Here is a 16,078-nt window from a genome sequence, read left to right on the forward strand (position 1 = left end):
ACCGAAGTGATATCAAGGCAGCCAGATTGAGCTGCTTAGCGCGCTTCGCGGCACGGTCTATCGTCGAATGAGCCGCGTAGCTTAGTATTTTATAACTAAAGCGACAGAGAAAAGAGGTTAACGCAAAAATGTCCCAAACGCCGAAGATCATTTATACGCTCACCGACGAAGCCCCTGCGCTCGCGACATATTCCCTGTTACCGATTATCGATGCTTTTACAGACCCGGCCGGGATTGAAGTCGAGACACGCGACATTTCATTGGCGGCACGTGTGCTGGCCCAGTTCCCTGACCTGCTTAACGACGAGCAGCGCGTTAGTGATGACCTGGCAGAGCTTGGCAAGTTAGCGACTACGCCTGAAGCCAATATTATTAAGCTGCCCAATATCAGCGCCTCTGGCCCGCAGCTGAAAGCCACGATCAAAGAGCTTCAAGGCCAAGGCTACCCGCTGCCGGAGTACCCGGAAGAGCCTAAAAACGACGCAGAAAAAGCTATCAAAGCGGCTTACGATAAGGCCAAGGGTAGTGCGGTAAACCCGGTGCTGCGTGAAGGTAACTCTGACCGCCGTGCGCCGAAGTCGGTCAAGAACTACGCGCGCAAGTACCCGCATCGCATGGGCGAGTGGAGCAGCGACTCTCAGTCTCACGTGGCTCACATGAGCGAAGGCGACTTCTACGGCAGCGAGCAATCCGCCGTTATGGAAAAAGCCGGCAAGCTCAAGATTGAACTGCAGCAAAAAGATGGCTCCACAACTGTCCTAAAAGAAGGCCTGGCCGTTCTTGAAGGCGAAGTGATTGATGCAGCCTGCATGAGCAGCCGCCGCCTGCGCAGCTTTATCGACAGCGAAATCAGCGATGCCAAGGCGCGCAACGTACTGTTCTCGCTCCACCTGAAAGCCACCATGATGAAGGTTTCCGACCCGATCATGTTCGGCATCGTGGTTGAAGAGTTCTACAAAGCCGCACTTGAAAAGCACGCCGATGCGCTGAAGTCAGCTGGATTTAACCCTAATAGCGGTATTGGCGATCTCTACAGTGCCATTGAGTCGCTGCCAAGCGACCAGCAAGACGCTATCAAAGGTGATATCGAAGCGCTTTACCAAGAGCGCCCGCCGATGGCGATGGTGAACTCTCACAAGGGTATTACCAACCTTCACGTGCCTTCTGATGTGATCATCGATGCCTCTATGCCAGCAATGATTCGTGACTCCGGTAAAATGTGGGGTGCCGATGACCAATTGCACGACACCAAAGCGGTTATTCCGGATCGTTGCTACGCGACTATCTATCAAGCGGTGATCGAAGATTGCAAAAAGCACGGTGCGTTTGACCCGACCACCATGGGTAGCGTGCCTAACGTGGGCCTGATGGCGCAAAAAGCCGAAGAGTACGGCTCCCACGATAAAACCTTCCAGATCGCTGCCGATGGCACCGTGGTGGTGACGGACGAAAATGGCAACACGCTGTTTAGCCATGACGTTGAAGCAGGCGATATCTGGCGTATGTGCCAAACCAAAGATGCGCCGATTCAGGACTGGGTGAAGCTTGCTGTTACGCGTGCGCGCGAAAGCGGCGTTCCGGCTATTTTCTGGCTGGATGCTAACCGCGCTCATGATGCGCAACTGATCAAGAAGGTAGAAGCGTACCTTAACGATCACGATACCAACGGCCTGGATATCCGTATCCTGGCGCCGGTTGATGCCATGGCGGTATCGCTTGAGCGTATCCGCAAAGGCGAAGACACCATTTCTGTCACCGGCAACGTGCTGCGCGACTACCTGACCGACCTGTTCCCGATCATGGAGCTGGGCACCAGCGCGAAGATGCTGTCTATCGTTCCGCTGATGAATGGCGGTGGCCTGTTTGAAACTGGCGCGGGCGGTAGTGCTCCCAAGCACGTTCAGCAGTTCCTGGAAGAGAACCACCTGCGTTGGGACTCGCTGGGCGAATTCCTCGCGCTGGCGGCGTCGCTTGAGCACCTGGGCAGCACCTTCGGCAACGCACGTGCCACCGTACTGGCGAAGACGCTTGATGAAGCCAACGGCAAGTTCCTGGATAGCAACAAGTCGCCTTCACGTAAGGTCGGTGAGCTTGATAACCGTGGTAGCCACTTCTACCTGGCACTTTATTGGGCAGAGGCGCTGGCCGCTCAGAATGACGATGCTGAGCTGAAAGCACTGTTTGCTCAGTTGGCCGAGAAGCTGGAAGCCAATGAGCAAACCATCGTTGCAGAACTTAACGATGTTCAAGGAAAAGCCGTTGATATTCAGGGCTATTTCCGTCCGAACGGTGAGCTGGCAAGCCAGGCCATGCGCCCGAGCAAAACGCTGAACGAAGCGTTAGCCGTGGTGGCAAAAGGTTAAGGCCAAAATGCCCTCGTTAATGGGGGCGTGAAAGCGAAACCCTCGTTCCAATAAAGAACGGGGGTTTTTGACTTTTGAAGTATGATATTTTTGATGCCACGTGAACCCTTGTAGAACTTAAGCGTCATAGTCTTTGACGGGTTACCCTTGCGGCTGCAAAGGTGGAGTCGTTTCGACTAGGTCGTTTTATGCGTCTTGAGAGAACTAACAGTGCGATCTATGTCTATTCCAATGTTTGATATGACAATGTTCGGTATGACGACGGTTGATGTAACCGCAATGTCATATGCGATGGCCGGCATGACGCGGCCTGAAATGCCTGATGATGGGGATGTAGCGACTCAGTCTGCTGAGCCCGCTTTAGCACAACCGCCTCTATACAAAGTCGTGCTGCATAACGACGACTACACGCCCATGGATTTTGTTATTGAAGTGCTGCAAGAATTTTTCAGTATGGATAGCGAAAAAGCGGTGCAAACAATGCTGGCGGTGCATACCCAAGGAAAAGCGACCTGTGGTGTTTTTACACGAGACATTGCCGAGACCAAATGCCATCAGGTTAATGAGTATGCACGTGAATGCGAACACCCGTTAATGAGTGATATTGAAGCCGCAAATTGAAAGGGTTGATAAAAATTTGTCGGTGAGGCTTGCAACCCTGCCATTTGTACCCGATGTTGAAAGTGCCGGTCGACTAAATTGATCCGACGCAAGTCCTAGGTGGCGAAATGCCCTAGGTAGTAGCGAAAAGGGGACTGCCATGCTGAGCAAAGAACTTGAACTGACCCTGAACACGGCTTTTACCGTGGCCCGTTCAAAGCGCCACGAGTTCATGACCGTTGAGCACCTACTGTTAGCGTTGCTGGACAATGCCTCAGCAGTTGATGTCTTAAAAGCGTGTGGGGCAAACCTCGACAAGCTGCGGTCCGATCTGCAGGATTTTATTAATTCAACCACACCGCTTATTCCCGAAGGCCATGGGGACCGTGAAACGCAGCCGACGCTTGGTTTTCAGCGTGTGCTACAGCGGGCGGTTTTCCATGTTCAGTCGTCAGGCAAAAGCGAAGTTACCGGCGCCAATGTATTGGTGGCCATTTTTTCTGAGCAGGAAAGCCAGGCGGTCTATTTCCTCAAGCAGCAAAGCGTTGCTCGTGTCGATGCGGTTAACTACATCGCCCACGGTATTTCCAAAGTAGCAGGCCATGGCGAGGCGCCGTCATCATCGCAAGAGGGTGAGGAGGTCGAAGAGGGCGCAAGTGAAGGTGGTGCACATCCGTTGACCGGGTATGCCACTAACCTGAACGAGCAGGCCCGCCTGGGCAAAATTGACCCGTTGATTGGCCGTGACCACGAACTTGAGCGCGTTGTGCAGATTCTGGCGCGTCGGCGTAAAAACAACCCGCTGCTAGTCGGCGAGGCTGGCGTAGGCAAGACCGCTGTGGCTGAAGGCCTTGCCAAGCGTATCGTTGAAGAAGACGTTCCGGACGTTATTGCAGACGCCGTAGTTTATTCGCTGGATATGGGCGCGCTGCTTGCCGGAACCAAATACCGTGGCGATTTTGAAAAACGTCTAAAAAGCCTGCTGAGCGAGCTACGCAAGCAGCCCAATGCCGTGCTGTTTATCGATGAGATTCATACGATTATCGGTGCGGGTGCTGCCTCTGGTGGCGTAATGGATGCCTCTAACCTGCTGAAACCGCTGCTCTCCTCGGGCGAGCTGCGCTGTATTGGCTCCACGACGTTCCAGGAATTTCGCGGTATTTTTGAAAAAGATCGTGCATTGGCGCGTCGCTTCCAGAAAGTCGACGTACTCGCGCCCTCGGTTGACGATACGATCAAGATTCTTAAAGGATTGCGCTCTCGCTTTGAAGAGCACCACGAGCTTAAGTACACCGATGGTGCGCTGGAAAGCGCAGCACGTTTGGCCGATCGTTACATCAATGATCGTCATTTGCCGGATAAGGCCATTGACGTCATTGACGAGGCGGGCGCTCACCAGCGGCTATTGCCCCCTGAGGTGCGCAAAAACACCATTGATGTAGAGCAGGTGGAAGCTATAGTGGCCTCTATTGCACGCATTCCGCCGAAGAGCGTTTCAAGCTCGGACCGCAAGCTGCTTGAGAAGCTCGATCGTGACCTGAAAATGCTGGTGTTCGGGCAGGACGAAGCCATTGATACGCTCTCTGCCGCTATCAAGCTTTCGCGGGCAGGGCTTAAATCGCCCGATAAGCCGGTAGGTAGCTTCCTGTTTGCTGGGCCGACGGGGGTAGGTAAAACCGAAGTAGCCAAGCAGCTTGCCCATATCATGGGTATCGAGCTTGTGCGCTTTGATATGTCGGAATACATGGAGCGTCACACCGTATCGCGCTTGATCGGTGCGCCTCCCGGCTATGTCGGGTATGACCAGGGCGGGCTGTTAACCGAAGCAGTGACCAAGCAGCCGCACTGCGTACTGTTGTTGGATGAGATTGAGAAAGCGCACCCGGAAGTCTTTAACCTGCTGCTGCAGGTAATGGACCATGGCCGCCTGACCGATAACAACGGACGTGAAGCTGACTTCCGCCATGTTATTGTCATCATGACCTCTAACGCAGGTGCCGAGCAGGCCTCGCGTCGCTCTATCGGTTTCCAAAGCCAGGATCACTCAACCGATGCGATGGAAGTTATCCGCCGTACGTTCTCGCCGGAGTTCCGTAACCGCTTGGACGGTATCATTCAGTTCCATGCGTTACCGACGTCTGTTGTGCGTAACGTGGTCGACAAGTTCTTGATTGAACTGCAGGCGCAGCTGGACGAGAAGCGTGTACAGCTCGAGGTTGATGATGCGGCCCGGGACTGGTTAGCCGAGAAAGGTTACGATCCGGATATGGGTGCTCGCCCCATGGCGCGCTTGATTCAAGAGAAGCTGAAAAAGCCGCTTGCTGAAATGATTCTGTTTGGCGAGTTGGCCGATAATGGCGGTATTGTGCATGTCAGTCTGGAGGAGGGGGAGCTGCATCTCTCCACCGAGACTGAGATGGCGGATGCGCCCTGAAAAGGGCGCTAAGATCGCCTTAATGCGTAGCGCCTAATCATACCGTAATGCACAGCGCCCTGTCTTCGACGGGGCGTTGTCGTATACAGGTAACGGCGCCGTACTGCGTGCTGGCTGAAAAGGCGTTATAAAGGCTTAGCGCGAACGGTAGACAATGCGGCCTTTGGAAAGATCGTACGGCGTTAGTTCCACTTTCACTTTATCGCCCGTCAGAATGCGGATATAGTTTTTACGCATTTTGCCGGAGATATGAGCGGTTACAACGTGACCGTTCTCAAGCTCAACACGGAACATGGTGTTGGGAAGGGTATCAACGATAACACCTTCCATTTCAATATGATCTTCGCGTGCCATATAGGCAGATCCTCACTTATTTAACGTAGTTAGCAAACCAAAACCGTTTCAGGTTTTAAGGGCCAGAAGGCTGACACTTAAGAAACAGCGCTATATTGTGCCGTAAGCCCGTCGTCAAGGCAAAAAAGCTGGCTTAATTTGCTGGCTTTAGCGAATTAAGGGCCGCCAATAACGCCCATCCAGCACTTCAATGGGAGAAAAATCCTGCTTGTAGCGCATTTTACGACACTCTTCGATCCAGTACCCTAAATACAGGTGGGATAGGCCTTTTTCACGCGTCAGCGCAATGAGCTGAAGGATAGCAAGGGTGCCTAAAGAGCGCCTGTCTAGGGCATCGCCAACGCCAAAAAACGTGTAAATGGCCGAAAGGCCGTGCTCTAGCTGGTCAAATGCCGATACGGCCACCAGCTCCGAGCCTGCATACATCTCCAGCAAGTAGGCATACGGCTCCCCCAGGGTTAAAAACGTGCGGTACTGTTCACGATTGGGTGGGTACATGTCACCATCGGCATGGCGATGGCGAATATAGTCTGCATAGAGCTCATAGTGTCGCGCCTCATAGCGTGCAGGAACGACGCGAGTGGTGATATCTGCGTTCCGGCGCCACACCTTGCGCTGGGAGCGGTTGGGCGCAAAGGGCTCAACAGGAATACGCACGGACTGGCAGGCATTACAGTTTTCACAGTGGGGCCGGTAGAGATGCCGACCACTGCGCCGAAACCCGAGTAGCGCCAGCGAGTCATATACGCCCCGAACGGGAGACTCTTGCGGGTCAAGAAAAAGCGTTGTCGCTTCTTTGCCGGGTAAATAGCTGCAGGCATGAGGCACGGTAAGGAAGAAGCGCAGATCCCGCACCGGCCGACGCGGAGTATTACTACTCAAAGCTTGCCTCCTTGATAAATTAACCCAACCCAGCCAGCATCACGGGGTGTTATAGCGCGATACCGCTTCTAGCCAGGGGGATGCAGGCACTGACAATGCCTCATGTGATGACACATTAAACGCCGCTTCGGGCAACCACTGTTCAAGATAGTTGATGAACGTCTCTCGGGCGACTGTTGTCGCACCCATGCTTGCAAGGTGCGGTGTGTGCATTTGGCAATCAATCAACTTGCCGCCATGTGCCTGCATAGCGCCCGCCAAGTGAGCAAGGGCCACTTTAGAGGCATCGGCGATGTTCGAAAACATCGATTCGCCGAAAAATACCGGTCCCATCGCTAAACCATAAAGGCCACCTACCAATTGGCCGGCGTGATGGACCTCGATACTGTGTGCAATCCCTAGACGGTGAAGCGCTACGTAGGCATTGTACATATCAACGGTGATCCAGGTGCCTGCGTCTTCATCGCGTGGCGCAGCACAGGCATTAATGACGTGTTCAAACTGTTGATTAACGGTGATGTTAAAGCCCCCATTGCGCAGTCGTTTTGCTAAGCTACGCCGCAGCTTGAACTGCTCAGGGCGTAGTACCATGCGCGGATCGGGACTCCACCATAAAATGGGGTCGTCATCGCTGTACCATGGGAAAATACCGCGCCGGTACGCTTCCACCAGCCAGCGCGGAGAAAGCTCGCCACCTGCTGCCAGCAGCCCATTGGGCGAGTCCATGGCAATGCGGGTAGGCGGAAAGGTAGGGTATGGCGAAGAAAGCCAAGGTAGCATTATTTGCTCCTGTTACTGAGCACTTGATGAGAAGCTCTGTGACGGCGCAAGGATGCTCGGTATGATGCAAACTCGCAAGTGGATTAAAGACACCATTGAGGTGTAAAGGGAGAATCGCTTGAAAGTGAATAAGGCGGTAGACAAGCGAACGCAGCGTAATTCGCGTCAAGCACCATCTTCGGCCTCTTCTGCGCGGGTTAAAGCCGCGAAAGATAAAGCTCGCCGGTTCGGTCTGCGCTTGCAAGGCTCGGTGCGTGAAGGCGTAGTAGTGGTACTGCTGGCGCTGTGCGTTTTTTTATTATTAGCACTGTTTAGTTATCATCCGGAAGATCCAGGTTGGTCTTATCAGGGGCCTGAAACGGACGTTCGCAACTGGATGGGACCGGTCGGCGCTTGGCTTGCGGATGTCCTGTATTCGCTGTTGGGGGCTAGTGCTTTGTGGTGGCCGGGTATGTTTGGCTTTACCGCATGGTGGCTAATGCGCTCGCGCCAGGTGCGCTTTGAGTTCGACCCCGTGGCGGTTGCCGTACATGCTGGCGGTCTGGTGCTGTTGATGTTTGGCACGACCATGCTGGGTGCGCTGCACTTTTATCACCCTAACAGCATTTTACCCTATGCCTCCGGCGGTATTTTGGGGGAGGGGTTGGTCAATACCCTCAAACCACTGGTCGGCAGTGGTGGTGTGGGGCTAATTGCTGCGGCCTTGATACTGATTGGCTTCCCGCTGTTTAGCGGTACGTCCTGGCTGCGGGTGGCGGATGAAGTAGGTCGCCGCTTATGCCGTGTTGGTGGCTGGTTGAGTGCCCGCCGGGAAAAAAGTCGTGAGAAACGCCGCGAGCGGGCTGCGCTGCGCGCCTCTTTAAAGCCTGCGCCAAAAGCGGAAGAGCCTCCACGAGCACCTAAAGCCAAAACCAGCCGCGATACACATCGTGAACGTCGCGAGCCCGAGTTCTCGGCACCGTCTGCCGCGCAAGAAACGCCTGCGGCGACCACAAACGATACGTCGATTCCTTGGGCAGCGAGCGCTTTTTCAGCGGCAACGACGGCTGCCGAAACACAGACCAAGCCTGCGGTGGTAACGGCCACTGAGCCTGACGCTGTACCGCAGCCAGATGCAGCACCAGAACCCGCGCAAGCGCCAGCGCCTGAGGCAGAGAGCCCCGCAGCAGCGCAGAGTGATGAGCCAGTATCGATCAACGCTGATCGCACTTCAGAGCTCAATTCAGAGCCACCCAAAGCGCGTCAACCTGAGGTCATCCCAGAGCCCACGCCTGACAGCGACGCTGCGCCAGCCGCTGAATCATCAACGTCTGAAGAGCCGATGTCGTTACGCGCTTCTCGTGAAGACGATGCTGCGGTGCCCGCTGTCTCGCACTTCTTCCGTCAAGAAGAGGACGCCGAGGAAGCGCAAGACGATGAGCAGGGCTTGAAAACGGAGGAGTGGCAGCACGATGGCTGGGATGAGCAAGAGCAGGCGGTTCAGGAAGACACGCCTCTGCGCCCTGAGCCCAGGCTAAGCGCGTTTGATCAGCCTGAGGCGGCGCCTCAAGGTGAGCCTTCACTTGCCGCTACGCCTTCATATACTGAGCCCCGCCGTGAGCGGGTGCCTGAAGTCGTTCCTGAGCCGGTATGGGAAGAGGATGACGATGAGCCTTTGCTTAGCCCTACGCCTTTGCCCGCCAACACTGCACGCCATGAGCCGACCTTCTCTGCGGATAACGTGGTCAATGAAGCCGACAGCGGGCCGACGCTCTGGACGGTTGAGCACCTGCAAAATCAGCGGCCTGCTTTTGAGACATTGCCAGAACCGGAAGGCGATGTGCCCAGCCTCCAACTGCTAACGCCCGCTGAGCCGCATCAGCCGAACTACACAGACGAACAGCTGGCCGATATGGCAGAGCTGCTGGAAGTGCGGCTGCGTGAATATGGCGTAAAAGCAGAAGTAGTCGATACATGGCCTGGCCCCGTCATCACGCGATTTGAAATCAGGCCAGCGGCAGGGGTGAAAGCGTCCAAAATCAGCAATCTTTCCAAAGACCTGGCCCGCTCGCTAATGGTAAAAAGCGTGCGCGTGGTTGAGGTGATTCCTGGGCGGCCTACCGTTGGGATCGAAATTCCTAACCCGCATCGGGCAATGATTCGTCTGCGTGAAGTCATCGACTCCGAGCGCTACCAGCAGGAAACCTCACCGCTAACCATGGCGCTTGGCCAGGATATCGGTGGTGGGCCTGTGATTGCCAACCTCGGCAAGATGCCCCACCTGCTGGTGGCGGGCACCACCGGTTCAGGTAAATCGGTGGGCGTTAACGCAATGCTGATTTCGATGCTGCTGAAAGCCACGCCAGATGAGCTTAAGCTCATCATGGTGGACCCTAAGATGCTGGAGCTTTCGGTCTACGACGGTATCCCGCACCTGCTGGCGCCGGTCGTGACCGATATGAAAGAGGCCGCCAATAGCCTACGTTGGTGTGTCGCTGAAATGGAGCGCCGCTATAAGCTGATGGCGGCCATGGGTGTGCGTAATATTGCCGGCTTTAACGGCCGGTTGGATGAAGCCGAGCGCGCAGGTGCTCAGGTAGCCGACCCGCTTTGGGAGCCGCAACCCTGGGAAATGCACCAAACGCCCCCAGTGCTTGAGAAACTGCCCTATATCGTGGTGGTCATCGATGAATTTGCCGACATGTTTATGATCGTCGGCAAAAAGGTGGAAGAGCTGATTGCCCGCCTGGCGCAAAAAGCGCGGGCAGCCGGTATTCACCTGATCCTAGCCACCCAGCGCCCCTCGGTGGACGTGGTAACGGGCTTGATCAAGGCGAATATTCCTTCGCGCATGGCATTCCAGGTCTCTTCACGGATCGATTCTCGTACGATTTTGGACCAGGGCGGCGCTGAAAGCCTGCTGGGTCATGGCGACATGCTGTATTTGCCTGCGGGCTCTGGTCCGCCTAATCGAGTGCATGGCGCGTTTGTTGATGATGACGAAGTGCACCGTGTGGTTGAGGATTGGAAGCGCCGCGGTACCCCTGAATACATTGAGGAAATTTTGTCGGGCGGCGTCTCGGCGGATGCGCTAACAGGGCTTGAGGCAGAAGGCAGTGATGGCGACGATGCTGAACAGGACGCACTGTATGATGAAGCGGTTCAGTTTGTGACCGAAACCAAAAAAGCCTCGATTTCTGCGGTACAGCGGCGCTTTAAGATTGGTTACAACCGAGCCGCGCGCCTGGTCGATGCCATGGAGGCGGCACAGATCGTTTCTGCCATGGGCAGCAACGGCGCCCGCGAAGTATTAGCGCCACCGCCGGTGGGGCATTAATGCCGCAATTAGTAATTCTGCATTTAGTAATCGTGCATTTAGTAATCATGCAAGAAGCGTGAAAATCGCGCCGCGGATGAAACCCCGTGGCGCGTTTCGCGTCTGAAGAATCACATGGACGTTGTTGAAAGTCCTCAGCATTGGTTTATCAGTACTGGTTCATCTGTACTACTTTTATCAGCTTCAATCCGGCAGCGTAGGTCTATTCAACTCGACAACGTATGCCCAGGGAGAACACTATGCGCGACACGCAAACTCTGCTTTCTTCACCCTTGTCATTGGCCGCGGCCGCTCTTGGATTGACGTTTGCTACCCCCGCTGCATGGGCCAATGATGCCGCTGAGCGTTTAACCGAGCGCCTGGAGCCCCTGGAAAGCTATCAGGCGACCTTTGAGCAGCAGATTCTTGATGGTAGTGGCCAGCGTTTGCAAAGTGCGCGTGGCGAAATGTGGCTCTCACGCCCAGGCATGTTGCGTTGGGAAGTCGAAGCGCCTTATACGCAGGTCGTCGTGTCCGATGGCAACGATGTGTATCTCTACGATCCGGACCTTGAACAGGTAACGGTGCAGCCGATGGATGACCGCGTAACGCACACGCCTGCGCTTCTGCTCTCTGGCAGTATCAATGACCTGACGGCAAGTTATGATGTGGTGTATGAGCAGGAGAGCGGTGAAGATGTGTTCACGCTGATCCCAAACTCGGCAGACACGCTGTTTGAAGAGTTGAGCATGGTATTTGACAATGACACGCTCACTGAGCTTTGGATGATGGACAGCACTGGTCAAAAAACGCTTATTCGGTTTAGCGATATCACCCAGAACGGGTCTATTGACCGTGGCCTGTTTAACTTCGAAATTCCGGAAGGCACCGACGTTATTCGTGAAGAGCTCTAAAACGTCGGCGGTTTACCCGTGAATGATCAGACGCCTTAGGGCGCCTGATCTGCTTCCTGGTCACGATTTTCCCGCCAGGCCATTATCTCGCCGAAGCGCTTCTCCTGGCCAAACTGGCTAGGCTCAAAAAAGCGCGCTTTGGGCAAATCCTCTGGCCAGCAGTCGTGAGCACTACCCGCGGGATAGCCATCAGGCTCGTTATGCGCGTAGCGGTAGCCTTCGCCATGGCCTAGCTGCTCCATAAGCCTGGTGGGCGCATTGCGTAAATAAGTGGGTACCTCTATTTGAGGCTGCTGACGCGCGTACTGTTTTGCAGCGCTCCAGGCGCGGTCAATTCGGTTGCTTTTGGGCGCCACGGCCAAATGGATGGCTGCATGGGCAATGGCACGCTGGCCTTCGTAGTCTCCCAAGCGAAGGTAGGCGTCCCAAGCCGCTATCACCAACGGAAGCGCACGTGGGTCGGCATTACCAACATCTTCTGACGCAATGGCGCTAAGCCTGCGAACCACATCCAAAGGATCACCGCCGCCCTGAATAAAGCGCGCCATATAAAGTAACGCTGCGTCAGGGCGTGAAGAGCGTATGGATTTATGAATCGCTGAGAGCAGGTCGTAATAAGCGTCGCCCTGCTTATCAAATGCGCTTGCCTGATGGCCAATAACATCTGCCAATACCGACATGTGAAGCACCTCCTGGCCACTCTCTGGCTGGGTAAAGTCACAAGCGGTTTCTAAAAGTCCCAACGCGCGCCGGGCATCGCCCGCACTTGCGTGCGCCAGGGCAGCAAGCACATCGTCCTCCACAACAATCGCACGTTTGCCAAGGCCGCGCTGCTCGTCAGTCAGCGCTTGGCGCATGACGGCTATCAGCTCCTCTTGCGAGAGTGCCTTCAAAACGTAAACTCGAGCGCGAGATAGCAGGGCAGAGTTGACCTCGAAGGAGGGGTTCTCCGTGGTGGCGCCAATCAGGGTTAGCAGTCCCGACTCTACATGAGGCAGCAAGGCATCCTGCTGGCTCTTGTTTAAACGATGGATCTCATCCAGAAACAGAATGACCGGTGAGGTATGCTGCTGGGCGCGCTCAACCACGGCGCGTATCTCCTTGACGCCTGCCATCACCGCGCTTAAATGCTCCAGATGTGCGCTGGATGCGCGCGCGAGTAGCTCAGCCAGGGTTGTTTTGCCAACGCCTGGCGGCCCCCACAAAATCATTGAGCGTACCAAGCCTGCTTCGGCCATGCGACGAAGCGGCTTGTCTTGACCCACCAACGCTTGCTGGCCGACGTAGTCATCAAGCGTCTGCGGGCGCATCCGATACGCCAACGGCGCGTCATCGCTGGGTGTTGCACGCTGAGAGTCGAAAAGATCCATGTAAACTTCCGTTGTAAATCGAGATGTTGAGTAATGAGGTAATCATAAGAGCGTATGGCAAATGGCGTATTGCCCGACTACCTTTTGCATAGCTTCCATAAAAACTGATACAAACGATATGCTTGTCAGGGTGGCGCCTTAAGCGCATGGTGACATCTAACCATAATACGTAGCGGTACCTACATGACGATAGCGCTTAGCCATCGCCCATAGGCGTAGTGTAGTAATACCCGCTTATGATTGCGTGCCCAACGCCACTTCAGAGTTAAGGCGGCAGGCATGACACCACACAGGAGACGGCACGATGTTAAACCAACTGCGTCTAGATCATGCCAACATGGCACGAATGCTTCATGTCTTGCAGCTTAAACAAAAGACCCTGGCTCAGGGTGAGCGGCCCAATTTTCAGCTGATGCGTGAAGTCGTGGATTACATTTTGTCTTACATGGAAGGTTTCGCGGCCCCGTTAGAGCGTATATGCGTTGATCGTTTGGAAACCCAAGCGCCCGAGCATCTGGAATTAATGGAGAAAATGACCAGCGATTATCTTGAGCTCAAGCCACGCCTTCAATTGCTGTCCGACAACATCGATACGATCCTGATGGACAACATCTTGCCGATGGATCGTTTTGCCGAGGATTTAAAAGCTTACCTTGAGGCGCATAGGGCGTATCTACGCCAGGAGCGTGAAGGTCTTTTCCCTCTTATTGATCAATATTTTAGTGAGGAAGATATGCAAGAGCTGCTGCACGCGCTGCCAGAAGGCGCTGAGCAGGAGCTTGAGCGCCTGCAACAGGATTACCCAGAGCTTTACGCTGAACTACGCGGCGCGGACATACCCGCGATCTAATCAGCAGAGCGTTCCTTTGGCTGCCAGCGGGGCGTGTTAAACTAGCGCCCCGTGAATGAGCGGCTGATGGAGAAGCAGGTGTGCTTATCAAAGCAAACGGCAAAGGGGCAGTAATGGCTGGCCCCGTGCTGATTTTTGACTCCGGCGTGGGTGGGCTTTCGGTCGCCCGCTCACTGCGTCAGTATTATCCTGATACGGCGATGTGCTACGCCTGCGATAACGCGTGGATGCCTTATGGGCTGCGTGATGACGTAACGCTTTCAGCGCGTATCGTGTCGGTTTGCCAGGCCGCCGTTCAGGCCTGCCAGCCAAGCGTGCTGGTCGTTGCCTGCAATACGGCCAGCACACTCGCGCTGGATGGTTTGCGCAGCGCCCTGACGATCCCTGTGGTCGGCACGGTACCCGCCATTAAACCCGCCGCCGCCATTAGCCAAACACGCCATATTGGCCTACTGGCTACTCGCGCTACTGTGGGTAGGCCCTATACGCAAAAGTTGATTGAAAACTTTGCCAGCGACTGCCTCATCACCCGGGTAGCCGCCGATGCGCTGGTGCTGGAAGCCGAGGCGCTACTTGGCGGCGGCCAGCCAGACCGCCAACGGCTTCAGCAAGCCCTGGCGCCGCTTTGGCAAACGTCGAACACTCAGCCACCAGTGGATACCGTAGTGCTGGGCTGTACGCATTTCCCCCTGTTAAAACCCTGGCTTGAAGCACTCGCCCCCACACCCGTGAATTGGATTGACTCCGGCGATGCGATCGCTCGGCGTGTAGGTCAAATCGCGCCGCCGTTAAAAAAAGGGCAAGATGGCCGATTTTTTACCACGGCTTCTGCCGATGCGCTAAGCCCAGGCTTTGCGCAGTTTGGATTTTCTGTTCCTGGCCGGTTGGCGTTAAGCGCTTAGGGCGCGTATTTTCAGCCTGAGCCGACACGACTGTTATTAGCATTGATATTAATACCGTTTATGAAAAAAGAGGCGCCGACTTGGCTATCCCCGTGATACAACCCGAACGTTATGACGAGCAGCTTGCCGAGAAGCGTGCTTACCTGGAAAGCACTTTTGCGGTGTTTAATCCGCCCGCACTTGAGGTCTTTGCCTCACCGCCCAGCCACTATCGCCAGCGCTGTGAGTTTCGTATCTGGCATGAAGGCGATGATCTTTACTACGCCATGTTTGAGGTCGACCCAGCCGACCCTAAAAACAAGCAGGTCGTGCGGCTTGACCAGTTTGACGTTGCAAGCGAGTCCATCAATGTGCTAATGCCGCGTCTGCGCGAGGCTTTTCTGGCCAGTGACGAACTGCGTCGGCGCCTGTTTCAGGTGGAGTTTCTTACTACGCTGTCAGGCGAGGTGCTGGTCACGCTGATTTACCACCGTCCGCTAGGTGACGCTTGGGAGCAAGAAGCACGCGCCCTGGAAGCCGAGCTTGGCATTATGATCATTGGCCGCTCACGCAAGCAGCGCCTGGTGCTTACCCGTGACCACGTGTGGGAGCGTTTAACGGTTGATGGGCGCTCGCTTGACTATCAGCAGGTCGAAAACAGCTTTACCCAGCCCAATGCGCATATCTGCCAAACGATGCTGAGCTGGGCGCGTGAAGTGACGGCCGGACGTCAGGATGAAGACCTCGTCGAGCTTTACTGTGGCAACGGCAATTTCACCATCGCCCTGGCCGATAATTTTCGGCGCGTCCTGGCCACTGAAATTTCGCGCACGTCGGTCGCCAGCGCTAACGTCAACCTTGAAGCCAACAAGATCACCAATGCTCATGTAGCCCGTATGTCAGCCGAAGAGTTTGCGCTGGCGCTTAAAGGCGAAAAAGGCGGGCGGCGCGTGGCTGAAATGGCATTGGACGAATATCGCTTCTCCACGGTGCTGGTTGACCCGCCCCGCGCTGGGCTGGACGCGCAGAGCTGCCAGCAAATCAGTGAATACGACCAGATCGTCTATATTTCATGTAACCCAGCAACACTTGCCGAAAACCTGGCGCTGCTCACTAAAACGCACCAGATAGAACGCTTTGCACTATTTGACCAGTTTCCATTCACCGACCATTGTGAATGTGGCGTATGGCTCACGCGGCGCGAGGATGGTCAATAGGGCGCATAATGCGAAAGAGGTATATACCATGAAGAACATGCCAGATGGATAGAGTGATGATCCAGGGTGGCGTAAGCTAGTCGTTATATTGGCCTAAAGGCCTATCGTCCCACGTTTTTTCCGGCAGTCGAGGTGATG

The 16,078-nt window shown here is 55.0% G+C and carries 12 protein-coding genes; 8 read left to right on the top strand and 4 right to left on the bottom strand.

The genetic code is table 11. The features are described 5' to 3' along the window. The first annotated feature begins 128 nt into the window (after positions 1-128). The 3 genes from ACT3TC_RS07560 (at position 129) to clpA (ending at position 5,397) form a co-directional block, all read left to right on the top strand. Complete coding sequence (locus ACT3TC_RS07560) at positions 129-2,363, top strand: NADP-dependent isocitrate dehydrogenase (RefSeq protein ID WP_172117181.1); 2,235 nt, start codon at positions 129-131, stop codon at positions 2,361-2,363. 315 nt (positions 2,364-2,678) lie between these two features. After that, on the top strand, positions 2,679-2,984 hold the full coding sequence (gene clpS, locus ACT3TC_RS07565) for an ATP-dependent Clp protease adapter ClpS (protein ID WP_087106453.1): 306 nt from the start codon (positions 2,679-2,681) through the stop codon (positions 2,982-2,984). Between the two features lie 139 nt (positions 2,985-3,123). Further along, the gene (clpA, locus tag ACT3TC_RS07570) at positions 3,124-5,397 is read left to right on the top strand and encodes an ATP-dependent Clp protease ATP-binding subunit ClpA (RefSeq protein ID WP_172117180.1); all 2,274 of its coding nucleotides are present in this window, start codon (positions 3,124-3,126) and stop codon (positions 5,395-5,397) included. A 135-nt stretch (positions 5,398-5,532) separates the two neighbouring features. Here the strand turns inward: clpA and infA are convergent, their stop codons facing one another. The 3 genes from infA to aat all read right to left on the bottom strand — a co-directional run bounded on the left by infA (position 5,533) and on the right by aat (position 7,413). Next, on the bottom strand, positions 5,533-5,751 hold the full coding sequence (gene infA, locus ACT3TC_RS07575) for a translation initiation factor IF-1 (RefSeq protein WP_007111068.1): 219 nt from the start codon (positions 5,749-5,751) through the stop codon (positions 5,533-5,535). 147 nt (positions 5,752-5,898) lie between these two features. Continuing rightward, positions 5,899-6,633, bottom strand: a complete 735-nt coding sequence (locus tag ACT3TC_RS07580; RefSeq protein WP_444639640.1) for an arginyltransferase — start codon at positions 6,631-6,633, stop codon at positions 5,899-5,901. Positions 6,634-6,672: 39 nt separating this feature from the next. After that, on the bottom strand, positions 6,673-7,413 hold the full coding sequence (gene aat / locus ACT3TC_RS07585; RefSeq protein WP_193056734.1) for a leucyl/phenylalanyl-tRNA--protein transferase: 741 nt from the start codon (positions 7,411-7,413) through the stop codon (positions 6,673-6,675). 118 nt (positions 7,414-7,531) lie between these two features. Here aat and ACT3TC_RS07590 point away from each other — a divergent pair, with 118 nt between their 5' ends. Together ACT3TC_RS07590 and lolA are read left to right on the top strand one after the other, a co-directional pair. Continuing rightward, a complete protein-coding gene (locus ACT3TC_RS07590) occupies positions 7,532-10,729 on the top strand; it encodes a DNA translocase FtsK 4TM domain-containing protein (RefSeq protein WP_444639641.1) in 3,198 nt (1,065 codons plus the stop codon). Between the two features lie 239 nt (positions 10,730-10,968). Next, complete coding sequence (lolA, locus tag ACT3TC_RS07595; protein WP_172117176.1) at positions 10,969-11,622, top strand: outer membrane lipoprotein chaperone LolA; 654 nt, start codon at positions 10,969-10,971, stop codon at positions 11,620-11,622. A 35-nt stretch (positions 11,623-11,657) separates the two neighbouring features. Here the strand turns inward: lolA and ACT3TC_RS07600 are convergent, their stop codons facing one another. After that, entirely contained in the window at positions 11,658-12,992 is a 1,335-nt protein-coding gene (locus ACT3TC_RS07600; protein ID WP_444639642.1) for a replication-associated recombination protein A, read from the bottom strand. 304 nt (positions 12,993-13,296) lie between these two features. On the opposite strand from ACT3TC_RS07600, the gene ACT3TC_RS07605 reads away from it, so the two are divergent. From ACT3TC_RS07605 to trmA, 3 genes are all read left to right on the top strand, one after another. Next, a complete protein-coding gene (locus ACT3TC_RS07605) occupies positions 13,297-13,842 on the top strand; it encodes a hemerythrin domain-containing protein (RefSeq protein WP_444621838.1) in 546 nt (181 codons plus the stop codon). 113 nt (positions 13,843-13,955) lie between these two features. Further along, complete coding sequence (murI, locus tag ACT3TC_RS07610; RefSeq protein ID WP_444639654.1) at positions 13,956-14,744, top strand: glutamate racemase; 789 nt, start codon at positions 13,956-13,958, stop codon at positions 14,742-14,744. An 80-nt stretch (positions 14,745-14,824) separates the two neighbouring features. Beyond that, entirely contained in the window at positions 14,825-15,940 is a 1,116-nt protein-coding gene (gene trmA / locus ACT3TC_RS07615) for a tRNA (uridine(54)-C5)-methyltransferase TrmA (protein ID WP_444639643.1), read from the top strand. Positions 15,941-16,078 lie beyond the last annotated feature (138 nt).

The organism is Halomonas sp. AOP27-A1-41, from assembly GCF_052378605.1.
Classification (GTDB): Bacteria; Pseudomonadota; Gammaproteobacteria; order Pseudomonadales; family Halomonadaceae; genus Vreelandella; species Vreelandella citrativorans.